The organism is Neobacillus drentensis (assembly GCF_036965645.1).
In the GTDB taxonomy this organism is placed as follows: Bacteria; Bacillota; Bacilli; order Bacillales; family Cytobacillaceae; genus Neobacillus; species Neobacillus drentensis_D.
The window spans coordinates 1,225-3,630 of record NZ_JBALPZ010000179.1 but is presented as its reverse complement, the minus strand read 5'-3'; the positions used below and the strand labels follow the sequence as shown (position 1 = coordinate 3,630).

Annotated in this window: 1 protein-coding gene; it reads right to left on the bottom strand. The window is 38.0% G+C overall.

Features of this window, described 5'->3' with window-relative positions; all coding sequences use genetic code 11:
- Window positions 1-120 precede the first annotated feature (120 nt).
- Window positions 121-1,953, bottom strand: coding sequence for a helix-turn-helix domain-containing protein (locus V7266_RS26575; protein ID WP_335472228.1), 1,833 nt, complete (start codon window positions 1,951-1,953; stop codon window positions 121-123).
- Between the last annotated feature and the right edge of the window lie 453 nt (window positions 1,954-2,406).

The following is a 2,406-nucleotide window of genomic DNA, read 5'->3' as shown; positions in this document are numbered from 1 at the left end:
GGCGCTGGAGCTGGACGTATCTAAACCTGTAAAAAGTTATCCACAAGTAGTAAATCTATAATTTCCTAGAACACAAAAAAGCCTTGTCCATCCACAAGTGAATGGGCAAGGCCTTATAGGTTAAATCTGCATTTTTCCTTTTGCTTTTAAAATATTGATGGCTAAATACAGCGTGAAGGCATATTGGGTGTCGTTCAGATCATGGTTTAAAATCTCACTAATTTTCGCCAGTCGATAGCGTAATCCGCTAATCGACATGGATAATTCCTTCGCAGTATTGTTAATACTGCTTCCATTATCTATATAGGCATATAACGTTTTTATTAACTCAAATTCATGACTGTCTGCTTCTAATAACCTGCCAATATGTTGATTTACAAAGCGCTCAATCAACACATCATCCTGTATTTGGAATAAAACGCTTTCAATTCCTAGCTCTTCGAAGTAGTACACATTTTTTCGATTGTTTGTTGCACGTAATGCCGCCAATGTTTCCTTGTAGAGCGTGTCCGTTTGTGAAAACTCCTGGATGACAGAGCTAACTCCAACAGAGATCCTATATTTTGGGAAGCGCCGCGAACAATGTTTTAACAATTGATCAATAAAGGTAGACTGTGATAGATGCAAACTTTCAAAGGTAGGATACTCCAGTAAGATAATAATTTTGTTGAGTTTTTGGGAAACGATGGAATTGATTTTGCGCTCTTTCAAAAATAGATGAATATGACGAATCCATTCTTCGTTAAACGCGATTTCATGTTCAATTTTTAATTCCTTTACAAAACGCTCTAACGTTAGCATCCAATAGGTCGAGGAAGGATTGAAATCTAAATAATAGGCGATTTTATACATTTCTTCCTTGGCTAATCGACCTTCCAAGATATCATTTAAAAAGCTCCGTTTAATCGTTTGCTCCGTATTCACTTTTATACTTTCATTCATTAATATAAGCGAAGACGTTATAGCTGCCTTTTCAATAATCATATAATCAAGCTCATTTGGCTGATTTTCACCTGTATAAACAAAAGAACAATAGCCTTTCATTTGCTCTCCATTAATAATTGGGGTGCGTAACAATGAGAGCTTGTCTGAATAACGTACAAATGTTGTGTTCGAATCTCTAAATGTATGTAAAGTAAGCTGATCTGGAAGGTTTCCTGATTTTACGATGATTTGATTGTATTCATCTTCAATAAAGACGGTTAAGCCAGTCGTTTCAAATAAAATATCAACTACTTTTTGTAAGCCTTGGTTAGACAGTAGTTCATCAATTAATTGCCGGTGGATATCACTCGCTTTACTTAAATGGTCCCGCTCCATTTTTAATTTCGCTGTTATTTCATCGAGTTCCTGTATCATACTATTCGCTTGATAATAACTCAGGTCACTGGTAATTTCTTCGCCCCATTTTTCAATGGGCATACAAATACATTTGCATTGCTCGTGGCCCATTGCCCTACATTCCACTTCCTTAACAAGGATCGGCTGCTGCAGCACTTTCGATAAGTAACCGCTTGCATAACCACACAGGTTGTGACAAACAGGCTCTTTACTGTGGCCTTTAGCTTTTAAATATTGAGACGCTTCAAAGGTATTAATCCAAAGGACTTCAATAAAATTGACCTTCTTATTCTCATCAAAGCTCATTTCCAGAATTTCTACTTTATCTAAGTAACCATGCAACCGATGAAATTTAGGACCGGCAAGGACCAAATCCATCTCATCGTCCCATTGCAAGGACATGGCTTTTTCCCCATCACTCACACCACAATGCCAGCCATAGCGAATAAATACGCCCCTTGTTCGGTCCTCGCCAATGACGGTAGTGAGTTCATTTTTCAAATTGGTTCTGGCTTCAATCGGGATTGTAATCATTCGTTCATAAAATTCATTCAACGCGGCTTCTTTAGGTAATTCAAAAGCATTCTTTATGTGCATTGGCCTAAAACTCATTTTTCACTCAACCCCTTAGTCTGTGCTCAATTGATAAATGAACAGTTATCACATACCATGATGGAAATTCGATTCTTTCACTATTACATTTTTTTGATTTGCAAACCTAGCTGCCATAATTTTCAGGCTACAATTTTCATTCTAACATATTTTTCTGAAAACTTAGATATTATTACATGGAATTTATGAGACCGAGTCTAATCCCCTGAAAGAGGAAAGACTTGTGAGCTACGACAGATAAGCACATGCCTCATCCCCTGAAGCTGAAAAGATTCGTGAGCTACGACAGATGAGCACATGTTTCATCCCCTGAAGGCGAAAAGATTCTAGTGCTACGACAGATGAGCACTTGTTTCATCCCCTGAAGGTGAAAAGATTCGTGAGCTACGACAGATGAGACCGAGTCTCATCCCCTGAAGCTGAAAAGATTCGTGAGCTACGACAGATGACCAC